The sequence below is a fragment of the Arthrobacter sp. KKT183 genome (assembly GCF_055657625.1).
Map to the genome: position 1 here is coordinate 1875094 of NZ_CM145770.1, position 13485 is coordinate 1888578.

The window sequence follows — 13485 nt, forward strand, 5'->3', positions numbered from 1 at the left end:
GACGAGTGAAGTTTCTAAAGAAGGATGAGAGGGATCATGGCCGACCATAGTGACGGCAGCCCGGAGAACGCGGTTACCGTAGCTAAGCCGGGTCAGGGCGGCGTGCAGAAGTTCCAGGATCCTGGACTCCCACCGCACCGGCCGCGTTTGGCTGACGTAGACCCCCGGGCTGAGAAACGCGCAGAGCGTCAGGTCGGAGTGCTGTTCCTCGTCTCCATCTTTGGAACATTGCTTTTCTTCTTCGGATATTTCTTTATCCCCCTCGACCAGACAATCGCGAACCTCCGCCTACAGAACCTGCTCCTCGGATTGGGAACGGCGTTCGCCATGCTTGGCATCGGTGTCGGAATCGTGCACTGGGCCAAGACGCTGATGCCGGATCATGAGATCGCTGAGGACCGGCACGAGATTCGCCCCGAAGCAGACCGCGCTGACGCTGAGAAAATCGTTGGCGATATCCTGGAAGAATCCGGAATCAAGCGCAGGCCGCTGATCCGCAATACGCTCCTCGGCGCGGGGATCCTCGCAATCTTCCCGGCCATCGCAATCTTCCGTGACCTCGGTCCGCTGCCCGGTGACGTGCTTCGCCAGACCATGTGGGATGAAGGCGTACGGCTGACCCGTGATCCGAGCGGCACCCCGATCAGGGCTTCGGACGTCACTATCGGCTCAGCGTTCCACGTCATTCCCGAGGGCCTCAATGAGGCGGAACACAAACTCGAGGAAAAGGCTAAGGCTGTTGTTCTACTTATGCGCCTGAGTCCTGAATCACTGAACCCGTCTCCGGGGCGCGAGGATTGGGGCTATGAAGGCATTGTTGCCTATTCCAAGATTTGTACGCATGTGGGCTGCCCTGTAGCCCTTTACGAACAGCAGACCCATCACCTGCTTTGTCCGTGCCATCAGTCAACCTTCGACGTCACCCAAGAAGCGAAGGTTATTTTCGGCCCGGCCGCCCGGCCGCTCCCCCAACTTCCCATCTCCGTGGATGATGAAGGTTACCTGGTAGCGACGAGCGACTTCCAAGAACCCGTAGGACCAAGTTACTGGGAGCGTGGAGTGTGAGCAGCTCAGCAGCTGGACACCAGTACCAGCCAAAGACAAACGTCGGCAAGATTGCCAACTTCGTCGACACCCGCGTCGGTGGATCCGCGATAGTCAAAGAGTTTGGGCGGAAAATCTTCCCAGACCACTGGACGTTCATGTTTGGCGAAGTAGCGCTTTACTCCTTCGTCATCCTTCTTCTGTCGGGTACGTTCCTGACCTTCTTCTTCGACCCTTCGATGGCCGAAACACATTACGAAGGAAGCTACGTACCGCTGCGCGGTATCGAAATGTCGGTGGCCTACGCTTCCTCGCTCGATATCTCCTTCGATATCCGTGGCGGGCTGTTCATGCGGCAGGTACACCACTGGTCTGCACTGCTCTTCGTTGCTGCCGTGTCAGTGCATATGCTGCGGGTTTTCTTCACCGGTGCATTCCGGCGGCCGCGTGAGCTGAACTGGGTTATCGGCGGTGTTCTGCTCATTCTTGCGATGGCCGCAGGGTTCACAGGGTACTCACTTCCGGACGACCTCCTCTCCGGTAACGGTCTTCGAATCATCGACGGCGTGATCAAGTCAATTCCCGTGGTGGGAACCTACATCAGTTTCTTCCTGTTCGGCGGTGAATTCCCCGGTACCGTGATCATCCCGCGATTGTATGTGCTCCACATCCTCCTGATTCCGGCTCTGATTCTCCTGCTGATCGCGATGCACCTCTTCCTGGTGGTCGTTCACAAGCACACTCAATTCCCCGGCCCGGGCCGCACCAATGACAATGTAGTTGGCTATCCGGTCGGTCCCGTTTACGCGGCGAAGGCCGGCGGCTTCTTCTTCATCGTCTTCGGTATCATCGCCGCAATATCAGCGGCATTCACGATCAACCCCATCTGGAACTATGGACCTTATGATCCCTCCCCTGTCTCGGCCGGTACCCAGCCCGACTGGTACATCGGATGGGTGGACGGCGCCCTGCGTCTTATGCCCGGCATTCTGGCGGGCTTCCCGTTCGAGTGGGAAATCCCCTTCCCCTGGGGCACTAACACGCTCTCTCTGAACGTGCTGTTCCCTGCGCTCGTGCCTGCAGGGATTGTCTTTACACTGCTGTTTGCCTGGCCGTGGATTGAAGCCTGGGTCACCAAGGACCGCAGGGAGAAGCACTTGCTCGATCGGCCGCGTAATGCTCCTACCCGCACCGGCATCGGCGTGGCAGGCGTGGTGTTCTACTGCGTCATGTGGGCAGCAGCCAGTTCCGACCTCATCGCTACGCACTTCATGGTCTCGCTGAATGATGTGACTTACTGGCTCCGTGTCCTGGTGATCATCGGGCCCGTGATCGGTTTCATCGTGGCCCGTCGTATTGCGCTGGCCCTCCAGCGCAAGGATCGCGAGATTGTGCTCCACGGACGTGAGACGGGTCGTATCGTGAGGCTCCCTCACGGCGAGTTCATCGAGGTCCACGAGCCGGTTGACGAGTACAAGCGTTACAAGCTGGTCAGTTTCGATTCGCCCGTCACTCTGTCCGCTGAAGCGGACGTCAACGGTCATGTGTCAAAGGGTGAGAAGGGCCGCGCATGGGCTTCGAAGTTCTTCTTCGAGGATCGTGTCGCACCAGTCACACCAGCGGAGCTTGAAGAGGCTCACTCGCACGGCCACCATGGCGAAGTTGCAAGCGAGCATGACAAGGCTGCCATCTCCAGCAAGTAGTCCGGGCTGAGAGCTATAGAAAGAGGAGTGGGGCGCCCAGTGCGCCCCACTCCTCTTTCTATAGCTGTCTCCCAATCGGGCTGGGCTCGGTTCGGCAGATGACGTTCAGCTGAAGCGCTTGGCAGTGTAGGTGCGAGGTGTGCGGACACCGGGGCGCTGAAGCGGAACCCACAGCTTGTACCTGTCAGCCCGGTAGTACGAGACCGAATAGTCCACCATGGCCCGGGCCACGTAGGCATGGCGCTGAATCTTCAGGAGAGGGGCGCCCATCTCGACGTTCAGAAGACGGGCAATAGAGGGCGACGCCGCAGTCGCCTCCACTGTGTCTTCCCCCCATTCCATCACGAGCCCGTATCTCTCGCTGAGAACGTTATACAGCGACGTCGGCGGAGCATCATCAAGTATTCCGGGGACGCGGTGTGCCGGGATGAAGTTTTCGTCCACACTCATGGGTTCGCGGTCTGCCAACAACTGACGCCGGAACCTGACGACCGGGACGCCCTGCTCAATCTGCAGTTCGCGGGCAATGAGCGGTGTGGCTGCCATCTGCTCGAAGCTGAGTACCCGAGCATCCGGGACCATGCCTCTGCGGTGCATCTCTTCGCTGTAGGAGGTGAGCTTCATCTGCAGATCGAGCTTTGTGTGGGCTACGAAGGTTCCAAGGCCTACGATTCGTTCCAGAACCTCCTCGGCAACCAGTGCGTCGATGGCGTGTCGTACAGTCATCCGCGCAACACCGAAGTGTTCGGTCAGCTTCCGCTCAGACGGAATGGCTGTACCAGGCTCCGCGTGACACAGGATGTACTCGCGGAGCAGTTCGCGAAGCTGTACATGCTTGGCCGCCTTGCCGTCGAGTGTAGTACGCAGTGCGTCGAGTTGATCCGGCATGACGGCTCCTGTTATGCACGGGTGCGAACCCAGCTAGATAGACCGGTATGGTCACCATATTCTATAGCTTGGTATCAGGAGCGGCGACGGAGTAATCCAGAGCAACTACTCTCAAGAGGAGGTACACGAAGGGTCCCGCACAAAATATGTACGGGACCCTCCATTTCGGACACGTTTTGGACGACTAGTGCGCGTGGTCTCCCCTGCTGTATTCAAAGACCCATCCGACAAGTGCGATAGCGGCCAGGCCCGCCGACACGTAGAGAATCCACCATCCAGCAGCGAGGCCCAGGAAACCGCCGGCTGCAGCAAGGCCGAGGACAAGCGGCCACCAGCTCCAAGGGCTGAAATGCCCCTGCTCGCCCGAGCCTTCATGAATCTCCGCGTCGCGGCGATCCTCCGGGCGCAGTCCCACGCGGCGCCCCGTGAACCCGAGGTAGAAGCCGATCATGGCGGCGAGACCGCCCACAAGCAGGATGCCTAGAATGCCAACCCACTCAGACCAATTGGTCAGGAAACCGTAGACCACTGCCACAGGTACAAAAAAGGGAACCAGTAGAAGGAACAGTCGTGTTTCTACCTTCACTTAAGCGTCCTTCCGATCAGCGGATCCGAGCAGCTGGCCTGCCGGTGAACCTGGTGTGTGCCACTGCGCAAGCTCCGGGTGGTGTAGATCCAACGCAGGGCGTTCCGAGCGGATACGTGGCAGGGAGGTGAAGTTGTGCCTTGGCGGCGGGCAGGAGGTAGCCCACTCCAGTGATGCTCCAAAGCCCCACGGATCGTCGACCTCGACCTTTGTACCGCTCCGCCAGGTGATGTAAACGTTCCAGAAGAACGGAATCAACGACGCGCCCAGAACGAAGGAAGCAATAGTGGAGAACTGGTTCATTGCGGTGAACATGTCTTCAGGAAGATAGTCAGCGTAGCGCCGTGGCATACCGATGACCCCCAACCAGTGCTGGATCAGGAACGTTCCATGGAAGCCAAGGAACAGGAGCCAGAAGTGGATCTTGCCCAGCCGCTCGTTCAGCATCTTTCCCGTCCACTTCGGCCACCAGAAGTAGAAGCCGGCGAACATCGCGAAGACTACGGTACCGAAGACCACGTAGTGGAAGTGAGCCACTACGAAGTAGGTGTCGGACACGGCGAAGTCCAACGGCGGGGATGCAAGGATGATTCCGGTCAGACCACCGAACAGGAAGGTGACGAGGAAACCGAGGCTCCAGAGCATCGGGGTCTCGAATGTTATCGATCCCCGCCACATAGTGCCGATCCAGTTGAAGAACTTCACTCCCGTGGGCACCGCGATCAGCATCGTCATGAAGGCGAAGAACGGCAACAGAACGGCGCCGGTCACGTACATGTGGTGCGCCCACACCGTCACGGAAAGTGCTGCAATGGCGATCGTTGCGAAAACGATGCCCTTGTAGCCGAAGATCGGCTTACGGCTGAAGACCGGGAAGATCTCCGAGACAATACCGAAGAACGGCAGCGCGATGATGTACACCTCTGGATGTCCGAAGAACCAGAAGAGGTGTTGCCATAGGATCGCTCCTCCGTTGTCCGGATCGAAAATGTGTGCTCCGAACCGCCGGTCGGCACCGAGCGCAAACAGGGCGGCAGCGAGCGGCGGGAACGCCATCAACACGAGGATCGACGTGACGAGTGCATTCCAGGTGAAAATTGGCATGCGCCACATGGTCATGCCGGGAGCGCGCATGCAGATGATTGTGGTGATGAAGTTGACGGCGCCAAGGATGGTGCCGAATCCGGAAAGAGCAAGCCCGAACACCCATAAGTCACCACCAACACCAGGCGAGAACGTTGTATTGGACAACGGGGCGTACGCGAACCAGCCGAACGAGGCAGCGCCCTGCGGCGTGATGAATCCGGACACTGCGATGGTGCTGCCGAAAAGGAAGAACCAGAAAGCAAGGGCATTCAGCCGTGGGAAGGCGACGTCGGGTGCGCCGATCTGCAACGGCATGATGACGTTTGTGAACCCGGCAAACAGCGGGGTTGCGAACATGAGCAGCATAACCGTGCCGTGCATGGTGAAGAGCTGGTTGTACTGCTCTTTGGTCTGCAGAATCTGCATTCCCGGTTCGAAGAGCTCGGCGCGGATGACAAGCGCCATTACCCCACCCAGGCAGAAGAACACGAATGAGGCGATCAGGTACATATACCCGATGGTCTTGTGATCAGTGGAGGTGATCCAGTTGACGACTATGCGTCCCTTGGACCGCGGTACAACCCGTGGAGCAACCGTCGTGCCGGCGTCCTCGGCAGTGTATTCGTAAGTAGACATCTAATTAATCCTGCCCAATTTGCTCGTCAGCTCCGCTGGGGCTCTCGCCGGTCACAGTCTGCAGATTGCGGTCATACTCTTCGCCCAGCTGGCCGTCCTCAAGGGTTTCCAGATAGGCCTGGTACTCCTCCTCGGAGACAACCGCTACGTTGAACAACATCTCCGAATGGTACTCGCCGCACAGCTCGGCGCACTTCCCTTCGAAGACGCCCTCACGCGTGGGAGTCAGGGTGATGTAGTTTTCCCGTTCGGGAATCATGTCCCGCTTTTGAAGGAAGGCCGGAACCCAGAACGAATGGATTACGTCGCGGGAGTTGAGCCGGAATTCCACCGTCTGGTTGACCGGCAGATAAAGCGTCGGAAGAGTTTCCGGGACGCCCGGCTCACCATCGAGTTGAGCCTGGACACCTGAGGAATACTTGTCCTCGAGCACGTAGTTGAAGTCCCACGACCACTGCTTGCCGCGCACATCGATGATGACATCGGGGTCCTCGACACGGGCGTCGATGATCTGTTGATCACGGTCGGTGAAGTAGAAGAGCACCAGCACCATGAAGATCGGAATTGTCAGGTAAAACACTTCCAGCGGAAGGTTGTAGCTGATCTGGCGCGGGTACCCGGTCTCGTTGCGACGACGACGGTACGCGACGATGCACCAGATGATCAGGCCCCAGGTGATGACGCCTACTATCAGGGCAGCGATCCAGGAGTTGACCCACAGGTCAATGATCCGACCGGTGAGGTTGGTGGTATCACGCTCGGTGGGTAACCAACCCTTTTGGACTTCTGATGAACAACCAGACAAGAACAGCGCAGCCACGACCACGAGGCTTGAGACCTTGAAAATCTTTGCGCGTCGGCTGCCGGTTCGGTCCTGCGAACTCACAGACGGCCCTTCCTTTTCTCACGTGCGGTGCCACCGACGGTGACAGCATTTCCGTGCACGGTGCTGCCTGAGCTGCTACTCAAACGCGATGCACTTTCAGTTTTACTACTCACTGTAGAGCTTACCCGCAACGGCAGCCATCGTGTGACAACAAAGCCCCCGTCCGTACCTCTTTCGGATACGTGATGGGGGCTTTGGTACCCCACTTTCGGGATGGTCCTCTAGTGAAAGGAGTCACCGCAGGCGCAGGACCCGCCGGCGTTCGGGTTGTCGATGGTGAAGCCTTGCTTGGAGATGGTGTCCTCAAAGTCAATGGAGGCCCCGGCGAGGTAGGGAACGCTCATGCGGTCAACGATGACCTCCACGCCGTCGAAGTCACGAACCGCATCGCCATCGAGGACGCGTTCATCGAAGTAAAGCTGATAGATCAGCCCCGAACACCCGCCGGGCTGGACCGCCACGCGCAAACGCAGATCAGTCCGGCCCTCCTGCTCAAGGAGGCTGCGTACCTTGCCGGCAGCAACATCTGACAGGTTAACCTCATGTACCGGCAGTTCGGTATCTGCGGCCGTCTCAATGGTTGGTTCGCTTGTTGATGTGCTCATGGTGTGCGTTCTCCTTTACTATGTGCCCGCCGCACCGGTTCCCCCGCCTGCGATCATAACGCCGGGCGGCGTGTGGCTTTCAGCGCCTCGCAGCGCTGTCCGTCCCATGGTACGTCCGGTGAGCACAGCCTGCCCAGCTGTGTAACGATCCATGTTGGTCAAACATTCCGGGCCGGCCCGGCAGTGCGCGGCGGGGCACTGGTGTCAGCCGCCGGCGTTGAGCCGCGCGAGCATCAGAGCCTCTGCGAGCACCGCACGGTTGAACTCACCCAGGTGGAGCGATTCGTTGGCGCTGTGTGCCCGTGAATCCGGGTCCTCGACGCCGGTCACCAGAATTTGCGCCTCCGGATAGACCTCAGTCAGATCCGCGATGAAGGGTATGGACCCTCCGATCCCCGCTTCAACGGCCTGCGTTCCCCAGGCGGTCTGCAAGGCCCACAGTGCGATCTGGGCTGCCGGCCTCGTTGTGTCGGTGGAGAAGGGGTTGCCTGACTCCCCCGGCGTGAACGTCACCGTGGCGCCGAACGGAGCGTGGGAGCGCACGTGGCGCTCGACGGCGGCCATAGCCTTCTGGGGCTCCTGTCCGGGCGCTAGCCGAAGGCTGAACTTCGCCCGCGCTGTGGGCAGGAGCGTGTTCGATGAGACAGCTACTCCTGGCGCATCGATGCCGATGATGGACAGTGCGGGCTTCGTCCACAACCGTGACGCAAGGGAGCCTGTGCCAGCCAGCTGCACGCCGTCGAGAACCGAGGCATCAGCGCGATAGTCAGCTTCCGCATAGTTCACATCCGCGTCGTCATTCGAAACAAGGCCCTGGATGGCGACGCTGCCATCGTCGTCGTGAAGGGTGGCAATCAATCGGGCAAGCAGGGTCGGCGCATCCAATACAGGACCGCCGAACATACCGGAATGGACAGCGTGTTCCAGGACTCTGACCTCGATTACACCATCAACCAGTCCGCGCAGGCTGGTTGTGAGGGCAGGGATGCCGACCTTCCAGTTACTCGAGTCCGCAACCACGATGACGTCGGAGCGCAGGAGTTCACGGTGTTCTTCTAGGAAGCTGCGGAAGGTCGGGGATCCAGCCTCCTCTTCACCCTCGATGAATAAGGTGATGCCCAGGCCAAGGTCCTCCCCCAGGACCTCGGAGACAGCTCGGACCGCCGCGATATGGGCCATAATGCCGGCCTTGTCGTCCGCTGCTCCCCTCCCGTATAACCGGCCGTCTCGTTCCTCGGCGACGAACGGCTCGCTTTCCCACAGGTCCCGCTCACCGGGGGGCTGGACATCATGGTGTGCATAGAGCAGGATGGTCGGTTTTCCCGCAGCAGCCGGACGCCGCGCGACGACAGCAGGACCACCGGGTGTGCCGTTGTTGTCCATTCGGAGGATACGCACATCCGTGATGCCCGTGGATCGGACCAGCGAAGCAACTGCTTCAGCACTGCGATCGAGTTCCGCGGGATCAAAGGTTGCCCAGGCCACACCCGGAATGGCGACGAGCGACTTGAGCTCCTCGATTGTCCGCGGGAATGCGGAGTCGACGGCGGAACGCAGGGCAGCAACGGTGGTGTCCGGCAGTAGATCACTTGAAGGCATATTCATGCCTTCGAGCCTACACACGCATGCGGAGAATCCGGCGCTCAGGACGGGTATCCTAGAGGGGTGTTTGGACGAAAAAGAGACGCTGCCGTTGTTGAGAATCCCGCAGAGCAAGTCGCGGAGGAACAGCGATTGAGAACGGCCGGTAAGGGCGCGCCCACTCCCAGGCGCAGCGTTCAGGAAGCGGCCCGGAAGCGGCCCCTGGTTCCGAATGACCGGAAGGCAGCGCGGGAGGCCAGCCGCCTGGCGCGGCGCGAGGACCAACTGCGGATGCGGCGTGCACTCGAGAACGGCGATGAGCGGCACCTGCCGTTCCGTGACAAGGGCCCGGCCCGTCGCTACGTCCGTGACTATGTGGACGCACGCTGGAATGTCGCCGAGTTCCTGATGTTTGCGGCGCTGGTCTTTGTCTTCCTGAGTTTCATCCCCAATCTGACTCTCCAGGGCTACGTCATGCTGACCTTCTGGGTGATCATCATGGCGGTGATCGTTGACTGCCTTCTCCTGCGCCGCAAGCTCAAGGCGCAACTGACAGCGAAGTTCGGCGAACCCGGGCGTGGGGATCTTTGGTACGGTATCTCACGTGCCATGCAGATCCGTCGGCTCCGTCTTCCCAAGCCGCAGGTAAGCCGCGGGCAGTTTCCCGCCTAACAGCGGGACATCGCGCGCCGCTTCAGCGCTGCAGGCGGGGGTGGTTCCTCAGCGCGCGGTTGATCGACGAAGCCCAGAAAGGGCCTTCGTAAAGGAACGCGGTGTAGCCCTGCACCAGGTTAGCTCCAGCGTTGAGACGGTCAACGACGTCGTCTGCTGTTTCCACTCCGCCCACCGAGATCAGGGCCAGTTCGGGCCCGGCCGCCTGCCGCAAGCGCGTGAGTACCTCAAGCGAACGTGCCTTGAGCGGAGCACCACTCAACCCACCTACCCCACAAGCCATCACGGTTTCCGGATCGGTCGTAAGGCCTTCCCGGGTGACGGTGGTGTTGGTTGCGATGATGCCGTCCAGTTTCAGCTCCAGTGCCAGCGCCGCTACCTCCTCGATGTCCTCATTGCTCAGATCCGGGGCGATCTTCACCAACAGCGGTACGTGACGGTCGGCGCTTTCATCCGCAGCCTTTCGGACCGCTTTCAGAAGGGGGCGGAGAGAGCGGACGCTTTGCAGCAGACGGAGTCCCGGGGTGTTGGGCGAGCTGACGTTGACCACCAGGTAGTCCGCAAGCGGAGCTAACGCCGTCGCGGATATTCGGTAGTCGGCGACCGCATCGCGCAGATCCACAGTCTTGGTCTTGCCGATGTTCACGCCGATCACGGGCCGTACCGACGGGTAGCGTCGTTCAAGCGTGCGGCGTGCGGCCGCGATGCGCGGAGCAACTGCAGCGGCGCCGTCGTTATTGAAACCCATCCGGTTGATCACCGCCCGGTCCTCGACCAGCCGGAAGAGCCGTGGTTTTGGATTTCCCGGCTGCGCCTGCCCAGTGATTGTTCCGATCTCTACATGGCCGAACCCCAGGTCAGCCAGCGCGGCGGCGCCGTGTCCCTCCTTGTCGAAACCGGCCGCAAGCCCGAACGGTGACGGGAAGGTCACGCCGAACGCCGTAGTCTGCAGTTCGGCAGGCGGCGCGGTAATGCGGCGCAGGACGCCGCCCACCGGGGTCCTGCCCGTCCACCGGATCAGGCGGAAGCCGATCCGGTGCGCGCGCTCAGGGTCCATACCGCTGAAGACGACGCGGAAGAAGGCAGGATAAATACGCATGGGTCAAAGTTGCCATGCCCGCAGCCGCTTCACCAAGTTGATGTTGGCATCGATATCCTCGACCAATGGGCATCAACTGGCAGCCGGACCACCTGGGCGACGGATTTGCGCTGACCGAGCTTCACGTTGGCTCAGACGAGGAGGGCCCGTGCCTGGCCACGCTCGTCTCCTACACCCCACCCGCCGTCGTTGCGCCGACCGGCCTGCGTGACGCAGCGCGCGTGGTGCTGAAGCGCCTGCGCCCACGCGGACGCGATGAACAGGAGTCCGCAGCGCAGGCGGTGCTCTACGTCCATGGCTGGAGCGATTACTTCTTCCAGCACGAACTGGCTCACTTCTTCAGTGACCGCGGTATTGCCTTCTACGCCCTGGACCTGCGGAAGTACGGACGAAGCCTGCGGCCGTGGCAGACGCCCGGTTACGTCACGGACCTGTCGGAGTACGACGACGACATCGCTGCTGCCCTGGATACCCTCTCCGAAGACATCACGGCCAAAACGGGCGCGCCGCCGTCCGGCGTCACCCTGATGGCGCATTCGACCGGCGCCCTCGTCGCTTCGTTGTGGGCGAACCGCTTTCCAGGGCGGGTATCGAGCCTCATCCTCAACAGTCCGTGGCTGGACATCCAGGGAAGTGCAATACTGCGCACCACCACGCAGGGGCTCCTCGAGCCGATCACGCGGTTCAGGCCCAAGGCACGCTTGAAACTGCCGGAATTCGGCTTCTATTGGCGAAGTATAAGCAACCTTGCCGAGGGCGAGTGGGAACTTAACGGGCAGTGGCGGCCGCAATTCGGTTTTCCCATCCGGGCCGGCTGGCTCACCGCTGTCCTGAACGGACACGCGCAGGTGCGCCGCGGACTTTCCATCGACCTTCCAGTGCTGGTTCTGTCCTCTGCGCGATCCACCATCAGTCCCGTGTGGAGTGAAGCAATGCTCTCCTCGGACAGCGTCCTCGATGTGACCGTCATGACGCAACGTGCCCTGCAGCTGGGGCCTCACGTCACCGTCTGCAGGTATGACGGCGCGCTGCATGACACCCTCCTGTCGCGAAAGGCGGTGCGTCGAAAGGTGTATGCCGATCTCGATCGGTGGGTAAGGTGCTACAGCAGCGCCTCACCCATACCGGAGGTCTAGGACTTGGCTTTGTCGACAGCTCCGCCGTAGCGCCGATCCCGCGCAGCGTACTCATCCACGGCCCTCCAGAGCGTACGGCGGTCAACATCCGGCCACAGGACATCCATGAAGACCATTTCTGCGTAAGCGGACTGCCACAGCATGAAATTTGAGGTCCGCTGCTCGCCGGAGGTGCGCAGGAACAGATCGACATCGGGCAGGTCCGGCTCGTCCAGGTAACGCTGGATGGTGCTCTCTGAGACGGATGACGCCTTCAACCGGCCAGCCGCCACGTCTTCCGCTATGCCCCTGGCCGCATCGGCAATCTCAGCCCGGCCCCCGTAGTTGACACACATGGTGAGGGTACACACCGAGTTGGAGCGCGTGCGCTCCTCTGCGATCTCAAGCTCATTGATGACCGAGCGCCAGAGCCGCGGGCGCCGTCCAGCCCACCGTATGCGCACTCCCCACTCATTGAGCTGATCCCGCTGCCGGCGCAGGACGTCCCGGCTGAAACCCATCAGGAACCGTACTTCGTCCGGGGAGCGCTTCCAGTTCTCGGTAGAAAAGGCATAGACGCTGACATACTTGACCCCGATGTCGATGGCGCCTGCGATCACATCGAGGAGCGCGGCCTCACCCGCCCGGTGGCCCTCCGTACGCGGCAGCCCCCGCTCATTGGCCCACCGTCCGTTGCCATCCATCACGATTGCCACGTGGGCCGGCACAAGGTCCACGGGGATGGCAGGCGGACGCTCGCCGCTCGGATGAGGCCACGGCTGAGACGGTTCGCCGGCGGATTTTGTCACACGCGCTCCACATGTTTGAGGGACTTCACTGCTCGTTCCAAATGCCACTGTACGTAGGCAGCGACAAGTCCTGCACTTTCACGCCGGGCAAAAGCCTCGGCGGTATCCGCAACCTCCCAGTTCCCGGACAGCAGCGCACCCAACAACGCCATGGCATCGGGTGACGGTGACGCTGAACCGGGCGGCCGGCAGGAGGCGCACACCGCGCCGCCCAAAGCGGCCGAGAACGCAGTATGGGGACCAGCCGCGCCGCACCGGGCGCAGTCGGTGAAGCTCGGCGCCCAGCCGGCCGTGGCCAATGCCCGTAGCAGATAGGAGTCAAGAATCAGTTCGGACGGATGGAGACCCCTGCTGAGAGCGGACAGGGCACCGATGACCAGGCCGTACTGTGCTCCTGCAGACTCACCGTCCGCGTCCGTGAGCTTCTCGGCCGTTTCAGCGATAGCTGCCGCCGCGGTGTAGCGGGAATAGTCGGACGCAATTCCATGCCCGTAGGCGCCGCGTGTCTGGGCCTGCGTCACAACATCGAGGGTGCGTCCGGAAACCAGTTGAAGGTCCACGGTCATGAACGGCTCCAGCCGCGCTCCGAATTTGCTGCTCGTCCGCCGGATACCCTTCGCAACAGCGCGCACCTGACCGTGTTCCCTGGTCAGAAGCACGATGATGCGGTCGGCTTCACCGAGTTTGTACGTGCGAAGGACGACGCCTTCCGCCCTGTAGGTTCGCGACGCGAATGATCTGGACACGTTCTATTTTCCCATTCGGAGGGCCGGAC

General features: G+C 60.9%; 13 protein-coding genes. 4 read left to right on the forward strand and 9 right to left on the reverse strand.

The genetic code is table 11. The annotated features are described in order from the left end of the window. The first annotated feature begins 36 nt into the window (after positions 1-36). Both qcrA and qcrB read left to right on the forward strand, forming a co-directional pair. Positions 37-1065 carry a cytochrome bc1 complex Rieske iron-sulfur subunit gene (gene qcrA / locus ACZ2GY_RS08970; protein ID WP_056549529.1) on the forward strand — a complete coding sequence of 343 codons (1029 nt, stop codon included), beginning with the start codon at positions 37-39 and terminating at the stop codon, positions 1063-1065. Then, positions 1062-2747: a cytochrome bc1 complex cytochrome b subunit gene (gene qcrB, locus ACZ2GY_RS08975; RefSeq protein WP_346028260.1), complete on the forward strand. Its 1686-nt coding sequence runs from the start codon at positions 1062-1064 to the stop codon at positions 2745-2747. The genes qcrA and qcrB overlap by 4 nt, the downstream gene beginning before the upstream one ends. A gap of 105 nt (positions 2748-2852) precedes the next feature. Here qcrB and ACZ2GY_RS08980 read toward each other — a convergent pair whose 3' ends face one another. The 6 genes from ACZ2GY_RS08980 to ACZ2GY_RS09005 all read right to left on the reverse strand — a co-directional run bounded on the left by ACZ2GY_RS08980 (position 2853) and on the right by ACZ2GY_RS09005 (position 9039). Then, positions 2853-3635 (reverse strand): GntR family transcriptional regulator, encoded by a 783-nt coding sequence (locus tag ACZ2GY_RS08980; RefSeq protein ID WP_056549524.1) that lies wholly within the window; start codon positions 3633-3635, stop codon positions 2853-2855. Positions 3636-3819: 184 nt separating this feature from the next. After that, complete coding sequence (locus tag ACZ2GY_RS08985) at positions 3820-4221, reverse strand: cytochrome c oxidase subunit 4 (RefSeq protein ID WP_471671717.1); 402 nt, start codon at positions 4219-4221, stop codon at positions 3820-3822. Next, positions 4222-5943, reverse strand: a complete 1722-nt coding sequence (ctaD, locus tag ACZ2GY_RS08990) for an aa3-type cytochrome oxidase subunit I (RefSeq protein ID WP_471671718.1) — start codon at positions 5941-5943, stop codon at positions 4222-4224. Between the two features lie 4 nt (positions 5944-5947). Then, entirely contained in the window at positions 5948-6829 is an 882-nt protein-coding gene (gene ctaC, locus ACZ2GY_RS08995) for an aa3-type cytochrome oxidase subunit II (protein WP_471671719.1), read from the reverse strand. Positions 6830-7050: 221 nt separating this feature from the next. Further along, complete coding sequence (locus ACZ2GY_RS09000; protein ID WP_471671720.1) at positions 7051-7434, reverse strand: HesB/IscA family protein; 384 nt, start codon at positions 7432-7434, stop codon at positions 7051-7053. A 204-nt stretch (positions 7435-7638) separates the two neighbouring features. After that, on the reverse strand, positions 7639-9039 hold the full coding sequence (locus ACZ2GY_RS09005) for a M20/M25/M40 family metallo-hydrolase (protein ID WP_471671721.1): 1401 nt from the start codon (positions 9037-9039) through the stop codon (positions 7639-7641). A 129-nt stretch (positions 9040-9168) separates the two neighbouring features. On the opposite strand from ACZ2GY_RS09005, the gene ACZ2GY_RS09010 reads away from it, so the two are divergent. After that, positions 9169-9687, forward strand: a complete 519-nt coding sequence (locus ACZ2GY_RS09010; protein WP_327019701.1) for a DUF3043 domain-containing protein — start codon at positions 9169-9171, stop codon at positions 9685-9687. A 22-nt stretch (positions 9688-9709) separates the two neighbouring features. Here the strand turns inward: ACZ2GY_RS09010 and ACZ2GY_RS09015 are convergent, their stop codons facing one another. Continuing rightward, a complete protein-coding gene (locus tag ACZ2GY_RS09015) occupies positions 9710-10786 on the reverse strand; it encodes a quinone-dependent dihydroorotate dehydrogenase (protein ID WP_346028256.1) in 1077 nt (358 codons plus the stop codon). A gap of 65 nt (positions 10787-10851) precedes the next feature. Here ACZ2GY_RS09015 and ACZ2GY_RS09020 point away from each other — a divergent pair, with 65 nt between their 5' ends. Continuing rightward, complete coding sequence (locus ACZ2GY_RS09020; protein WP_471671722.1) at positions 10852-11922, forward strand: alpha/beta hydrolase; 1071 nt, start codon at positions 10852-10854, stop codon at positions 11920-11922. On the opposite strand, the gene ACZ2GY_RS09025 is transcribed toward ACZ2GY_RS09020, so the two are convergent. Beyond that, positions 11919-12710, reverse strand: coding sequence for an isoprenyl transferase (locus tag ACZ2GY_RS09025; protein WP_277357101.1), 792 nt, complete (start codon positions 12708-12710; stop codon positions 11919-11921). The genes ACZ2GY_RS09020 and ACZ2GY_RS09025 overlap by 4 nt on opposite strands. Continuing rightward, positions 12707-13456 carry a DNA repair protein RecO gene (recO, locus tag ACZ2GY_RS09030; RefSeq protein WP_056549506.1) on the reverse strand — a complete coding sequence of 250 codons (750 nt, stop codon included), beginning with the start codon at positions 13454-13456 and terminating at the stop codon, positions 12707-12709. Before recO ends, ACZ2GY_RS09025 begins: the two co-directional genes overlap by 4 nt. Positions 13457-13485 lie beyond the last annotated feature (29 nt).